The sequence below is a fragment of the Nocardioides panaciterrulae genome (assembly GCF_013409645.1).
GTDB classification, from domain to species: domain Bacteria; phylum Actinomycetota; class Actinomycetes; order Propionibacteriales; family Nocardioidaceae; genus Nocardioides; species Nocardioides panaciterrulae.
In genome coordinates, this window is the sequence record NZ_JACCBG010000001.1 from 2,393,875 (window position 1) to 2,407,261 (window position 13,387).

At 72.7% G+C, this 13,387-nt stretch carries 8 protein-coding genes; 2 read left to right on the plus strand and 6 right to left on the minus strand.

Translation table 11 applies throughout. The features are described 5' to 3' along the window. Positions 1-18: 18 nt before the first annotated feature. Positions 19-507, minus strand: a complete 489-nt coding sequence (locus BJZ21_RS11330; RefSeq protein ID WP_179663844.1) for a CinA family protein — start codon at positions 505-507, stop codon at positions 19-21. Between the two features lie 36 nt (positions 508-543). On the opposite strand from BJZ21_RS11330, the gene BJZ21_RS11335 reads away from it, so the two are divergent. Both BJZ21_RS11335 and BJZ21_RS11340 read left to right on the plus strand, forming a co-directional pair. Beyond that, positions 544-2,313, plus strand: a complete 1,770-nt coding sequence (locus tag BJZ21_RS11335) for a glycoside hydrolase family 15 protein (RefSeq protein WP_179663845.1) — start codon at positions 544-546, stop codon at positions 2,311-2,313. A gap of 106 nt (positions 2,314-2,419) precedes the next feature. After that, positions 2,420-3,487: a DUF2157 domain-containing protein gene (locus tag BJZ21_RS11340; protein WP_179663846.1), complete on the plus strand. Its 1,068-nt coding sequence runs from the start codon at positions 2,420-2,422 to the stop codon at positions 3,485-3,487. A gap of 10 nt (positions 3,488-3,497) precedes the next feature. Here the strand turns inward: BJZ21_RS11340 and BJZ21_RS11345 are convergent, their stop codons facing one another. The 5 genes from BJZ21_RS11345 to BJZ21_RS11365 form a co-directional block, all read right to left on the minus strand. Then, entirely contained in the window at positions 3,498-6,401 is a 2,904-nt protein-coding gene (locus BJZ21_RS11345; RefSeq protein WP_179663847.1) for an ExeM/NucH family extracellular endonuclease, read from the minus strand. A gap of 105 nt (positions 6,402-6,506) precedes the next feature. Next, positions 6,507-7,127 (minus strand): CDP-diacylglycerol--glycerol-3-phosphate 3-phosphatidyltransferase, encoded by a 621-nt coding sequence (gene pgsA, locus BJZ21_RS11350; RefSeq protein WP_343052103.1) that lies wholly within the window; start codon positions 7,125-7,127, stop codon positions 6,507-6,509. After that, complete coding sequence (locus tag BJZ21_RS11355; protein ID WP_179665658.1) at positions 7,124-8,605, minus strand: MiaB/RimO family radical SAM methylthiotransferase; 1,482 nt, start codon at positions 8,603-8,605, stop codon at positions 7,124-7,126. The genes pgsA and BJZ21_RS11355 overlap by 4 nt, the downstream gene beginning before the upstream one ends. Before the next feature lie 196 nt (positions 8,606-8,801). Then, positions 8,802-10,706: a helix-turn-helix domain-containing protein gene (locus BJZ21_RS11360; protein WP_179663848.1), complete on the minus strand. Its 1,905-nt coding sequence runs from the start codon at positions 10,704-10,706 to the stop codon at positions 8,802-8,804. Next, the gene (locus tag BJZ21_RS11365) at positions 10,706-13,327 is read right to left on the minus strand and encodes an FtsK/SpoIIIE family DNA translocase (protein ID WP_179663849.1); all 2,622 of its coding nucleotides are present in this window, start codon (positions 13,325-13,327) and stop codon (positions 10,706-10,708) included. Before BJZ21_RS11365 ends, BJZ21_RS11360 begins: the two co-directional genes overlap by 1 nt. Between the last annotated feature and the right edge of the window lie 60 nt (positions 13,328-13,387).

Below are 13,387 nucleotides of genomic sequence, written 5' to 3' on the forward strand. Positions count from 1 at the left end.
CGAGTCGATGGGTCAACGCTACCCGAGCGGGGTTTCTTCCGCCGCGAGGATCGCGGCGAGAGCCTCCAGGGCCCGGTCGCAGGTCTGGTCCTGGATCTCCTCCCGGCCGCCCTCCAGGTGGAGGTCGACCGCCTCCAGGATGCCCGGGCCGGAGATGCCGACGAACACCGTCCCCGGCTCCTTGCCCTCCTGCTCGGTCGGTCCGGCCACCCCGGTGGTGCTCACGCCGAACGACGCGCCGGTCAGCACCCGGACTCCGGTGGCCATCGCCTTGGCGCACTCGGCCGAGACCACGCCGTGCTCCTCGATCAGCTCGCCGGGGACGTCGAGCATGGCGGCCTTCACCTCGGTGGCGTAGGTCACGACCCCGCCGAGATAGGTCTCCGACGACCCCGGGACGGTCGTGAAGTGCACCGCCAACCGCCCACCGGTCAACGACTCCGCGGTCGCCACCGTGTGGGCCGCCGCGCGCAGCAGGAGGTGCACCCGGGTGTCGAGATCGGTCATGCGCGCGATGCTAGCCCGGGCAGTAGTCTCGCCGGCATGGCACTGCCTATCGAGGACTACGCACTCATCGGCGACCTGCGCACCGCGGCGCTGGTCGGCCGCAACGGATCGATCGACTGGCTCTGTCTGCCGCGGTTCGACTCCCCCGCCTGTCTGGCGGGTCTCGTCGGCTCCGACGAGAACGGTCACTGGCAGCTGCACCCGGAGGGGGACTACGAGACCAGCCGCCGCTACCTGGGCGGCTCGGCGGTGCTCGAGACGACCTTCACGACCGCCACCGGCGTGGTGACGCTGACCGACCTGATGCCGCGAGGCGACCAGCGCGCCGACGTCGTGCGAAGCGTGACCGGCGTGCGCGGGACCGTCCGGATGCACCACCGCTGGGTGATCCGGTTCGACTACGGCAAGGTCCGCCCCTGGGTCCGCCGCCAGACCATCGGGGGCGAGCAGGTGATCAGCGCGATCGCCGGGCCCGACCAGCTGCTGCTGCGGGGTCCGCGGCTGCCCCGGGCCACCGACCACCGTCACGAGGACACCTTCGACGTCACCGAGGGCGAGGAGCTGGTCTTCTCCACCACCTGGCTCCCCTCCCACGTCGAGCCGCACGACCTCGGCGACCTGCGCGACCGGATCCGCGCGACCGTCGAGGCCGACGAGGCCTGGGCCGGCCGCTGTCCCGACGACCTGCCGCACGCCGACGTGGTGCTGCGCTCCCTGCTCACGCTGCGCCTGCTCACCCACGAGGTGACCGGCGGCATCGTCGCCGCGCCGACCACCTCACTGCCCGAGGACTTCGGCGGCGAGCGCAACTGGGACTACCGCTTCTGCTGGCTGCGCGACGCCGCGCTGACCCTGACCTCGCTGGTCCGTGCGGGCTACGTCGACGAGGCGACGCTGTGGCGGAGCTGGCTGCTGCGCAGCGTTGCGGGCGACCCCGAGGACCTGCAGATCATGTACGCCGTCGACGGAGCCCGTCGGCTCCCGGAGCGCACCCTGGACCACCTGACCGGCTACGAGCAGTCCCGGCCGGTGCGGATCGGCAACGCCGCGGTCGACCAGCACCAGTCCGACGTCCTGGGCGAGGTGATGGTCGCCCTGGAGCACGCCCGCGATGCCGGCGCGGACTCCGACAGCAACGCCTGGGCCCTCCAGGTGGCGCTGGTGGAGAACCTCGCCGAGAAGTGGCAGGAGCCCGACAACGGGCTCTGGGAGATCCGCGGCAAGCCGCAGCACTTCACGCACTCCCGGGCGATGGTCTGGGCCGCGTTCGACCGGGCCGTGCGAGCGGTGGAGAAGTCCGGCCTGGAGGGCCCCGTGGAGCGGTGGCGGCAGATCCGCGACGCCGTGCACGAGGAGATCCTGGCGCACGGCTTCGACCACGAGCGCGGCACCTTCACCCAGCACTACGACACCACCGAGGTCGACGCCTCGCTGCTCGTGCTGCCCCAGATCGGGTTCCTGCCCGGTGACGACCCGCGGATCCTCGGCACGATCAAGGCGATCGAGGAGGACCTGATCCGTGACGGGCTGGTGCTGCGCTACCGCACCCAGTCCGGCGTCGACGGCCTGTCCGGTGACGAGCACCCGTTCCTCGCCTGCTCGTTCTGGCTGGTGTCCGCCTACGCGCTGGCGGGTCGCCGCGACCAGGCGCACGCCCTCTTCGACCGGCTGGTGGGCCTGGTCAACGACGTGGGCCTGCTCTCCGAGGAGTACGACGCCGCGAACGGACGGATGGTCGGCAACTTCCCCCAGGCGTTCAGCCACCTGGCGCTGGTGCAGGCCGCCTTCGACCTGGCCGGGCGCTGACGGCTCCACCCGTGCACCGGCACCGGGCACGGGTGGTCCGTCGGCCCCCGGCACCCCGGCTCATCGGCCCTACCGGCCGCACCCGTGCGAACACGACCGTGGGTCCGTGAGAACCAGGACCGAGCACGATCGCCCGACGCCCGCGCCCCCGTTGCCCGACCTCCTCGCCGAGTGGGTGACCGCCGGGCTGATCTCCCCGGATCAGGCACGCGCCGTCGGTGAGCACGAGGCCCGGCGAGCCACCGCCCCGGGCGGTCCGGCCCCGGGCGGTCCGGTCCCCGGGCCGCCGGCAGAGGGCTCGCTCGTCGTCGAGGCGCTCGGCTACCTCGGCGGGATCATCATGCTCGTCGGCGCCCTCCTGCTGGGGAGCCTGTTCTGGGCGGACCTGCCGACGGGCGTGCGGCTGCTCCTCATCGCCCTGGCCGCGTGCGCGCTGGTCGCGGCCGGCGTTGCGGTGCCCGAGCGGCTGGGAGACGCCGCGGCCCGGCTGCGCTCGGTGTTGTGGGCGCTCGCCGTGGCGGCGACCGGCGCGTTCATGGTGGTCTTCACCAGCGACGTGCTCGATCGCCAGGACGAGTCGTCGTTGCTGGTGGTCGGGCCGTGCACCGCCGCCGTCGCGGCGGTGCTGTGGTGGCGGCGCCCGACCTGGCTGCAGCAGCTGGCGCTGCTGGTGCCCGTGGTGCTCACCGCCATCGGCGTCGGCTTCCAGATCGGCGGAACCGACAGCTCCTGGCCGGGCGGCATGGTCTGGATCGCCGCGACCGTCTGGGCCGCGGCGGCGTGGGCCGGTTGGCTCCGACCGCGCGTGACGGGCGTGCCCCTCGGCGGCCTGGTCGCCACCTTCGGTGGGCTCTCGATCGACAACGATCTGGGCATCGCGCTCGCCTTGGGCACCGCGGTGGCGCTGGTGGTCCTCGCCCTCTACGAGCGCAGCCTGCCCTGGCTGGGCGTGGCGGCCGTGGCGGTCCTGCAGTCGACGCCCCGCGCCGCCGTGGCGTGGTTCCCTGGCCGGCTCTCGGCAGCGCTGACCCTGATCGTCACCGGCGGGCTGCTCGTGGCCGCCGCGGTGTGGGTCGCCCGACACCAGGGCGGCCCGACCGCACTGTCCGAACCGGGCCGGCCGCGCAACGGCACAGGGGGCCGACCCGAAGGCCGACCCCCTGTGCGGGACTGACGAGGGCTGCTCAGCGCCCGTGACCGCCGTGGTGCCCGTGGCTGCCGCCGTGGTGGCCGTGCCTGCCTCCGTGGTGGCCGTGGCCGGCCCCGTGACCGTGGCCCGGCTGGCTAAGCACCTCGACCTGCACCGAGGTGCTCGAGGGCCCGGTCTCGGAGTCACCGAGGTAGGAGACCTCGACCGTCTGCGTACCGGCTGAGGCGAACGGGTCCAGCCGGACCCGGGCCCGGCCCGCGTGGTCCAGCTCGACGGTGTAGGTCTTGCCGTCCGCGACGACCTGCACGGTCCCGGTGGGCGTCGCGCCCGAGGCCGACCGGACGTCGACGTGGACCTTCACCCGGGTGCGTCCCGCCGTCACCGTGCGAGGCGTCGCCTTGGCGTGGAGGGTCCCCTCGGCCGGGAAGCCAGGGATGTCGATCCCGACGATCTCCGGGTCGTGGTCCGAGGCCCGGAACTGGTTCGCCTGGTAGAAGTCGGTCGCGTTGTAGTTGTCGCGGCTGTACTCGAACGCGACCGCCTCGTCGGCGTTGATGTTCCAGATGTCCACCCCCGTGACGTCCGCGAACGCCGCGGCGTTGGCGAACACGTGGTCCAGCGACCCGACCATCCCCCCGAAGTCGTAGGTCCACTCGTCGGCCTGGTCGGACTGAAGGTTGGTGAAGCCGCCGTCCTCGAGGACCTGGACCGGGTCCTCCATGGAGTAGGCGTTGTAGTCACCGGTCATGAACAGCGTGTCGATGCCGCGGTCGGCCTCGAACTTGTCGGCGAAGGTCAGCAGGTCGTGGGCCTGCGCGACGCGGTCCGGGTTGGCGTTGCCCTGGCCGGTGTGGTCATCGGTCCCCGAGCCCTTGGACTTGAAGTGGTTGACGATCACTCCGAAGGTGGTGTCGTCGTTCGCGCCCGCCGGCCTGAAGGCCTGGGCCAGCGGCTCCCGGGCGTCGTAGAACGCAGCCGAGCCGACGAGCACCTCGGAGTCACCCACCGGCTGGACGGTCGCGGGGTTGTAGATGAACGCGGTGCGGATCACGTCCTGCTCGTCGAGCGGGGGAAGGTCGCTCGCGGCCGGCGACGGCACGTAGGCCCATCGGGTGGTGCCGGCCGCCTGGTTGAGCGCATCGACCAGCGTCGACAGCGCGTAGTCCCGGTCCTTGCCGAACTTCACCGAGTTCTCGATCTCCTCCAGGGACACGATGTCGGCGTCCATGGTGTTGATCGCGGCCACGATCTTGTCCTGCTGGCGCTTGAGGTCCTCGGCCTGGGCCGCGCCGCGCGGACCGCTCTCACCACAGTCCCTGTCGGTGACGGGGTCGCCGTCGCGGTCCTCGTAGTACGTGCAGGAGCCACCGGCCGCGACGTACTCCTCACCCGTGGTCGGGAAGTAGTTCAGCACGTTGAAGGTGGCCAGCTTCAGGTCGCCGCCGACGTCCTGCGGAGCGGCGTTCTCCGAGCGGGTGTCGCTGAAGGTGACGACGTCCTTGCCCTCGTCGGTGACCTGGTGGGTCGGCTGGAGCTTCCAGGTCTTGTTGCGGTAGTCCAGCACCACCGGCTGGTGGAAGGTCGCGGCCGAGGACACCCGCACCGGGTTGTCGGTGCCGAGCCAGGGCAGCGGGATGTCCTGGTTGTCGCCGCCGCCGTACGGCAGGAAGTTGGTGCTCGACCCATCGTCCAGCGTGATCGCACGGGCGGCGTTGTCGGCCTCGACCGCGGCGACCGCGGCGGCGTCCTGGGCGTCGGCCATCTCCGTCGGGGTGATCAGCGGCGTGTCGCCGGTGGCCAGCCCGATCTCGGCGTACTGGTTGGTGGTGTAGTTGTCCGTGACCGTGAAGTGCTGCCCCGAGAGGTCGAGCAGCTCGCTCTCGTGGGCCTCCCGGCCGGCGTCCGTCGTCGGGAGATCGCCCTTGAGGGCCGTGACCTCCTGGTGAGCGGCGCTCAGCTCGGTGACGCCGGTGGCCGGCACGGTCAGCTCGGTGAGGCCGCCGTACTCGCTGACCGAGCCGGTGACCTGCACGTAGTCGCCCGGCTGCACCGTCACGGCACCCGAGGGCTGGTAGACGTAGACCCCGTCGGACGCGCCCGGCGTCGCGTCGTCCGCGCCACCCGTGCCCTGGGTCTGGATCACGTAGCCGTAGAAACCACCCGAGGGGTACGCCGCCGTGACGACGCCCACCGTGGTGACGTCCTTCCCGGCCAGCGGCGAGCTGCTGCCCGTCCCCTGGATCTCGGCGATGGTCGCGTCCACCGGGGTGCCGGTGTCGCCACCGCCGCCGCCACCAGCGCCGCCGTCGCCGTTCGAGGACTCCGGCGTCGGCGCGGTGATCGTGAAGTCGGCCGAATTGACGTCGGTGTCGGTGCCGGCGGCGGCCCGCTGTGCGGACGCGGTGCTGGAGACCCCGCCGGTCTTCGCGCCCTCGAAGGTGTTGCTGTTGACCCCGACGAGGTCGACGACCCCGGTGGTGCCCGCAGCGTCCCCGGTCGGCGGGTTCAGCGCGGCCGTGCCTTCGGCGAGCCACACGGTGAACGCGCTGCCGGACATGGCCGTGGTGCCGGTGGCGTCCGGGGTGGGGAGGTCGGTGGTCCCGCCGGCCCCCGCCGCTTCCTCGACCAGGTAGTGCCCGCCGGCCGGCACGCTGCCGTGCAGCTCGGTGACACCGCTGGCCGGGTTCGCGCTGCCGCTGCTGCGGTACTGGATCGACAGGCCCTCGACGCTGATCGGCGCCGACGTGGGGTTGTAGAGCTCGACGAAGTCGTTCTTCAGGGTGGCGCCGGAGTTGCCACCACCGCCGTACGCCTCGCTGATGACGAGGCCGGTGCCGTCGGTGCTGGCGACGGCCGGAGCGGTGGCGGCCAGGGCCACCCCGCTGCTGACCAGCGCGAAGCCGCCCAGGACGGCCGTGATCTTGCGTGGTGAGGGCATAGGTGAGCCTTCCGAGGTGCGTGTGCCGAGAGACCACTGATGTGGTGTGAGACGGCTCACCCTAACCCTCGCCTACGCCCACTTGAGCGCAAGGAGAGCCGAACGTCAGGTCAACAGTTCGTGATCAGCTGCCGTTGCGCGACGCTGGCGCCGCACGTCCCTGAAGAACTCGTAGCCGGACCACAGCGTCATCGCGACCGCGGCCGCCAGCAGCACCTGGGCGAGGTAGAAGACGATCTCGCCGGGCGTGTCCAGGGCCCCGTCGACCTGCCGCAGGGGCAGGCACAACAGGCCCAGCGCCAGGGCCTGCAGTGTGGTCTTGACCTTCCCGCTGTGGGCGGCGGGGATGACGACGTCCTTGAGCAACGAGAGCCTCAGCAGCGTGACGCTCCACTCCCGCACCAGCACCACGATCGTGACCCACCACCACACGTCACCGACCACCGAGAGCCCGACGAAGGCCATGCCGGTGATCGCCTTGTCTGCGATCGGGTCGGCGATCTTGCCGAAGTTCGTCACCAGGCCCCGGGCCCGGGCGATGTCGCCGTCGATCTTGTCGGTCACCATCGCCACCGCGAACAGCGCCCACGCGACCGTGCGCCAGAGCACGGAGTCCCCGCCGTCGATCAGCAGCGCCCAGCCGAAGAACGGCACCATCACGATGCGCAGCGTGGTCAGGAGGTTGGGCAGGTTCAGGTTGCTGACCTGTCGCTCGGGAGTGGTCACGGGCCCTCCGCGATCGGTCGGGCCACGAGGTCCACGCCCTCGGAGGCGACGACCAGCGCGGGCACCAGGTCGCCGACGACCGTGCCGGCCGGCACGCTCTCCAGCGAGGTGGTGCCGTCGACCTCCGGCCCCTGGTGGTCGGCGCGGCCCTCGGCCGCCCGGTCGCCGCCCAGTGAGTCAGCCAGTGAGTCAGCCAGTGAGTCGCCCAATGACTCCACCAGCACGGTCACCTGCTCACCGATCCGCTCCTCGGCCCGCTGGGCGTTGAGCTCCTCGACCAGGGCGGTGACGTGCTCGGCACGCGCGCGCACCTCGTCGTCGTCCAGCTTGCCGTCGTAGGTCGCCGCCTCGGTGCCGTCCTCGTCGGAGTAGCCGAACACGCCGGTCACGTCCATCCGCGCGGCGACGAGGAAGTCGCACAGGGTCTGCAGGTCGTCCTCGGTCTCCCCGGGGAACCCGACGATCACATTGGAGCGCACCCCGGCCTCGGGGGCCAGCGCGCGGATCCGCTCGAGCAGCCCCAGGAAGCTCTCCGGGTCGCCGAACCGCCGCATCCGGCGCAGCACCGCGGCGCTGGCGTGCTGGAAGGACAGGTCGAAGTACGGCACCACGCCCGGCGTGGCGGCGATCGTCTCGATCAGCCCCGGCCGGGTCTCCGCCGGCTGCAGGTAGGACACCCGCACCCGCTGCACGCCGTCGACCGCCGCGAGCTCGGGCAGCAGGGTCTCCAGCAGGCGCAGGTCGCCGAGGTCCTTGCCGTAGGAGGTGGAGTTCTCGCTCACCAGGAACAGCTCGCGCACCCCCTGCTCGCCCAGCCAGCGGGCCTCGGCGAGCACGTCGGAGGGCCGACGACTGACGAACGAGCCGCGGAAGCTGGGGATCGCACAGAACGAGCAGCGGCGGTCACAGCCGCTGGCCAGCTTCAGCGGGGCCACCGGACCGCCGTCGAGGCGGCGGCGTACGGCGCGGGGGCCGGTCGCCGGGCCACCGACGCCGAGGTCCGCGGTCGGGGCGGGCTGGACCGAGGCGTGCCCGGGGACCGCGGCGGTGCTGGCCGCGCGCTCCACCGGCGAGATCGGCAGCAGCCGCCTGCGGTCCTGGGGCGTGTGGGCCTGGTGGGTCTCGCCGGCGACGATCGAGCGCAGCCGGGCCGCGATGTCGGGGTAGTCGTCGAAGCCGAGCACCGCGTCGGCCTCGGGCAGGGAGTCCGCGAGGTCCTTGCCGTAGCGCTCGGCCAGGCAGCCCACCGCCACGACGGCCTGGGTGCGGCCGCTCTGCTTGAGGTCCGCGGCCTGGAGCAGCGTGTCCACCGAGTCCTTCTTGGCGGCCTCGACGAAGCCGCAGGTGTTGACCACCACCGTCTCCGCGTCGGCCGGGTCGCCGACCAGCCGGAAGCCGTCGGCCTCCAGGCGGCCGGCCAGCTCCTCGGAGTCGACCTCGTTGCGGGCGCAGCCCAGGGTGACCAGGGCGACCGACATCGGCGCGGACCTCGGGGAGTCGTCTCCCGTGGCGGCGGTGTCGGTGGTGCCTGGTGTGCCGGGGATGCCGGTAGTGCTCAGCGTCGTCATGATCGTCACGAGTATGCCCGCTCCGCGCGACCCGACACACATCGTGCCGCGGGGGCGGTGACCGTGCTCACCGCCCCCGTCCCCGGATCGCCGGTTCCGTGGACCCTCAGCGCACCGTGAAGGTGTCCTGGGCCGGCTGGCCGTCGGCGCCGAGGGCTCCGCGGTCGTGACCGTCGACCTTGATCCGCAGCGAGCCGTCCGAGGACTGCACGCGCACCGGCGGGACGACCGATTTCAGCACGTGCCGCTCACCGAGCGAGAGGTCGCCGCTCCACGCGACGCTGCCCGACCCGTCCCTCACGACCACGTGGGCGCCGCCCTTGGCGGTCGACAGGACCACCGGGACCGGGTCGCCCAGCCGCACGTTGCTGTTCGGCCCGGCCGAGCCGTTGAGGCGCGGCGCCGGCGGGGTGAGCTCGACCGGGCTGTCCATGACCAGCCGGGCCACGGACCAGGCCAGGACCAGCGTCATCACCGCGGCGACCAGCACCGACCAGTTCGCCCCGCCCCGGGTCCCGCGGATAGAGCCGCCCGCCCCCGTGGCCAGCTCGGCCTCGAAGACGCGGCGCGGGTTGATGGGGGCGTCGGCGTACCGCTCGTCGTAGGCGGTGAGCAGAGGCGTCACGTCCACGCCCAGCACCCGGGCCAGCGTGCGCAGGTGGCCGCGGGCGTAGAAGTCCCCGCCGCAGGGGGCGAAGTCGTCGACCTCGATCGACTCGATCACGTGCGGGCGGATCCGGGTGCGCTCGGCCAGCTGGTCGACCGAGAGACCCAGACGGGTGCGCGCCGCGACCAGCTCGGGCCCGACCACCGGGTCCTCGGCGGGCTCGACGGCGAAGTCGTCGATCACCAGCGGCTCGACCGGTGAGCCGGCCCGGGCGATCGGGCGGACCCGGTCGCTCCACACCACGGTCTCCTCGACCAGGTTGACCCGGCCGGGCCGGCGCAGCTCGCGGGCCTCGGACAGCCCCCGGCGCTCCGCGTCGTCCCGGTCCGGCGCCAGGGCGGCTGCCCCCGGCGTGACGTCCAGTGCCAGGTCGCTGCGGAACTCGGCGCGGACGGCGGTCACGGGCTCGCGCAGCGGCACCGGGGTGGCGCTCGCCACCATGTCCGGGTCCTCGCTGTGCGCCGCGGCGGGGGCGGCGAGCGGCCCTGCCTCCGACGCGGGCGCCGGGTCCGCCTCCTCGTCGACGAGGATGCGGCGCCCGGGCAGCAGCGCCGACACGACGCCGATGCCGCGGGCGATCACCGGACGCGGGTCGGGCCAGCGCCGGGGCTCCCCGGCGACGTCCTGCTCGTCCACTGCCTCGTCAGGATCCCGAAGGGCCCGGCCGAGGCGGGCACGCCCCACCGCGGGGGCCTCGGGCTCCGGCGCGGGCGCCACCTCGTCGGCCGCCGTCGGGACCGGCCCGACCTCGACGATGTCGCTGGCGCCACCGGCCAGGCGGACCAGCGCCGCGGTCAGGTCGTCGCCGGCGCCGCTCACCCGGGTGGACAGCGCGAGCGGGACGGCGAACGGGGCGCCGTACATCCGCTCGGCGACCCGCGACTGGCGTCGGCCGCTGCCGTCGAGTTCCTCGAGCACCCGGTCGGTGTTGCGGGCGACCAGGACCACCCGGCCGTCGCGGAGCACGCCGCGCCGGGGCCGGTGCTCGACCCGGGCCAGCGCGCCCCACGGCATCCCGCGCCAGGTGCGCCCCAGCCGGATCCGGACGCCCTGCGTGTCGGCGACCAGCAGCGGGGTGCGGGCGTCGACGAAGGCGCGCAGGTGCGCGATTCCGAGCACACCCATCACCACGACCAGCGCCCAGTCCAGCCACGAGCCGGTGCCGGTGGCCCGGGCCAGGTAGGCGATGGCCACGGCGGAGGCCAGCCCACCGAGCAGCGCGGCCAGGCCGCCGTTCCGGCGGATCTCCACCGGGTGCGGCGCGAGCCCGAGGGGCTCCGCCGGCGTGTCGTCGTAGGACCCCGGCTGGTCCAGGGTCTCGTCGGTCAGGGCACGTGCCTCCATCACATCTCTCCTTGGAGCGTGGCGATGACGCCGTCGATCTCGTCTGGCTTCACGAGCACGTCGCGTGCCTTGGACCCCTCACTGGGTCCGACCACGCCCCGGCTCTCGAGGATGTCCATCAGTCGACCCGCCTTGGCGAAGCCGACGCGCAGCTTGCGCTGCAGCATCGAGGTCGACCCGAACTGCGTCGACACCACGAGCTCGATCGCCTGGATCACCAGGTCGAGGTCGTCGCCGATGTCGTCGTCGAGCTCGCGCTTGCTCTGCGCCGGCGCCGTGACGTCCTCGCGGTACGTCGGCTCGAGCTGGCCCCGGCAGTGCTTGACCACCTGGGCGATCTCCAGCTCGGTCACCCACGACCCCTGGACGCGCACCGGCTTGGAGGCACCCATGGGCAGGAACAGGCCGTCGCCCTGGCCGACGAGCTTCTCGGCGCCCGGCTGGTCCAGGATGACCCGGCTGTCGGCCAGGCTGGAGGTGGCGAACGCCAGCCGGGAGGGCACGTTGGCCTTGATCAGGCCGGTGACGACGTCGACGCTGGGTCGCTGGGTGGCGAGCACCAGGTGGATGCCCGCGGCCCGGGCCAGCTGGGTGATGCGCACGACCGCGTCCTCGACGTCGCGCGGGGCGACCATCATCAGGTCGGCGAGCTCGTCGACGATCACCAGCAGGTAGGGGTACGGCGTCAGCTCGCGCTCACTGTCCGGCGGCAGCTCGACCTTGCCGGCCCGGACGGCCTTGTTGAAGTCGTCGATGTGCCGGAACCCGAAGTTCGCGAGGTCGTCGTAGCGCAGGTCCATCTCGCGCACGACCCAGGCCAGCGCCTCGGCCGCCTTCTTGGGGTTGGTGATGATCGGCGTGATCAGGTGCGGGACGCCCTCGTAGGCGTTCAGCTCGACCCGCTTGGGGTCGACCATGATCATCCGCACCTCGTCGGGCGTGGAGCGCATCAGGATCGAGGTGATCATCGAGTTGATGAAGCTCGACTTTCCCGAGCCGGTGGCGCCGGCGACGAGTAGGTGCGGCATCTTCGCGAGGTTCGCGACCACGAAGCCGCCCTCGACGTCCTTGCCGAGGCCGGCGACCATCGGGTGGTGGTCGGACCGCGCGGTGTTGGAGCGCAGCACGTCGCCGAGCGAGACGATCTCCTTGTCGACGTTGGGGATCTCCACGCCGACCGCGGACTTGCCGGGGATCGGGCTGAGGATCCGCACGTCGGCCGAGGCCACCGCGTAGGCGATGTTCCGCTGGATGTTCGTGATCTTCTCGACCTTGACGCCGGGGCCGAGCTCGACCTCGTAGCGGGTGACCGTCGGCCCCCGGGTGTAGCCGGTGACCTGGGCGTCGATCGAGAACTCCTCCAGCACCTGGGTGAGCCGGTCGACCACGGCGTCGCTGGCCTTGGACCGGGGCTTGTGCGGCGACCCCGGCTTGAGCACCTCGTTCCCGGGCAGCGTGTAGGCGATGTCGCCGGAGAGCGCGAGCTGCTCGACGCGCGGGGGCAGCGGCGTGTGCGGCGGCGGGGCCAGCTCGACCTTCTCCGCTGCCTCGGGCACGGCGTCGATGCCCACCGGGTCGGTCTCGGCGAGCGCGACGTCGACGGCGTCGGGGGTCCGGCGCCCGCGGCGCTTCTTCACCTCGCGGTCCTCCAGCACCGGGCTGTCGTACGCCGGGTCGCCCATCGGGAGGTCGAGGTCGTCCTGGGGCCGGGACCTGCGGCTCCGGGCCGACGGCTTGGGAGCGTCGCGCTCCTCGTCCTCGTCCGGATGGCGGCCCAGCAGGCTGTCGCGGGTCAGGGCGAGCTTGGCGGGCACCTGGTAGAGCGGCGTGGCGGTGATGACCAGCACGCCGAAGAAGGCCAGCAGGACCAGCAGCGGCACCACGACGTACGCCGTGCGCAGCAGGTCGAGCAGCAGGCTGGCCACGACGTACCCGACCGCGCCGCCGGCATCGCGCAGGTCGCTGGCGTCGCCCAGCACCGGCTGCGGGTTGTCGTTGGCGATCTGCACGATCCCGAGGACGCCGAAGCACAGCGCCGTCCAGCCGACGGCCTGGCGACCCGCCGGACCGTTGTGCTCGGGGTCGCGCATGTTGCGCCAGCCGACCCAGACCAGGGCCAGCGGCACCAGGAAGCCGACCTTGCCGACCGAGCCCTCGACGATCGTGCGGACGCCGCCCATCACCGAGCCCGGCAGCTGCCACCACACGGCCGCGGCCGAGATGATCGCGAGGCCGACCAGCAGCAGGCCGGCGCCGTCGCGGCGGAGCTCCGGCTCGAGCTCACGCGCGGAGTGGCCGATGCTGCGGGCCAGCGCCCCGAGGGCGTGGGCGATGCCCAGCCAGAGCGCGGTCAGCCCGTGGCCGAGCGCGGTGAACGCGCCGGCGACCGGCCCCGGCCCACTACGCACAGCGCGCGGCGCCGGGCGCCGCGCGCTGGAGGACCGGCTCTTGGTGGAGGACGCCCGGCTGCGGGACGTGCTGCTCGAGCCGGACCTGCTCCGGGAGGTGCTTCCGCTACTCCGTGATCGGGTGCTCGAGCCGCCCTTACCGGTGCTGCGCGTGCCGGTGGTGGACGTGCTCTTGCTCCGCGACCCCGGCGGGGAAGACGTACGGGTCGCCATGGTCATCAACGTAATCGATGGTCCCACCTGTCACAGGGACCACAGGGAGCGTGTCGGGGT

Bases quoted from the DNA above. Each gene is read 5' to 3' on its own strand.
- BJZ21_RS11330 (WP_179663844.1), bottom strand. From the start codon at position 507: ATGACCGATCTCGACACCCGGGTGCACCTCCTGCTGCGCGCGGCGGCC.
- BJZ21_RS11335 (WP_179663845.1), top strand. From the start codon at position 544: ATGGCACTGCCTATCGAGGACTACGCACTCATCGGCGACCTGCGCACC.
- BJZ21_RS11345 (WP_179663847.1), bottom strand. From the start codon at position 6,401: ATGCCCTCACCACGCAAGATCACGGCCGTCCTGGGCGGCTTCGCGCTG.
- BJZ21_RS11355 (WP_179665658.1), bottom strand. From the start codon at position 8,605: ATGTCGGTCGCCCTGGTCACCCTGGGCTGCGCCCGCAACGAGGTCGAC.
- BJZ21_RS11360 (WP_179663848.1), bottom strand. From the start codon at position 10,706: ATGGAGGCACGTGCCCTGACCGACGAGACCCTGGACCAGCCGGGGTCC.
- BJZ21_RS11365 (WP_179663849.1), bottom strand. From the start codon at position 13,327: ATGGCGACCCGTACGTCTTCCCCGCCGGGGTCGCGGAGCAAGAGCACG.